1 rRNA gene is annotated in these 480 nt (G+C 52.1%); it reads left to right on the top strand.

Features of this window, described 5'->3' with window-relative positions:
* Nucleotides 1-480 (top strand): 23S ribosomal RNA (locus LJE12_RS19705); the annotation flags it as partial.

Raw genomic sequence — 480 nt, forward strand, 5'->3', positions numbered from 1 at the left:
GGAAGGGAACCCGGGGAACTGAAACATCTAAGTACCCGGAGGAAAAGAAAGAAAACTCGATTCCGTAAGTAGCGGCGAGCGAACGCGGAGGAGCCTAAACCGGAATGCGTGCATTCCGGGGTTACGGACTGCATTTAAGATTCAGTGATGTTAACAGAACGGTTTTGGGAAAGCCGGCCGGAGAGGGTGAAAGCCCCGTACGTGAAAGCAGAGCTGACTGAGCAGGATCCAGAGTACCACGAGACACGTGGAACCTTGTGGGAAATCAGGGGGACCACCCCCTAAGGCTAAATACTACTTAGTGACCGATAGCGCATAGTACTGTGAAGGAAAGGTGAAAAGGACCCCGGGAGGGGAGTGAAAGAGAACCTGAAACCCTGTGTCTACAAGCTGTGGAAGCACTTTATATGTGCGACCGCGTACTTTTTGTAGAACGGTCCGGCGAGTTACGCTTACTGGCAAGGTTAAGCACTTCAGGTG

Source organism: Blautia sp. DFI.6.71 (assembly GCF_020593585.1).
Lineage (GTDB): Bacteria > Bacillota > Clostridia > Lachnospirales > Lachnospiraceae > Blautia_A > Blautia_A wexlerae.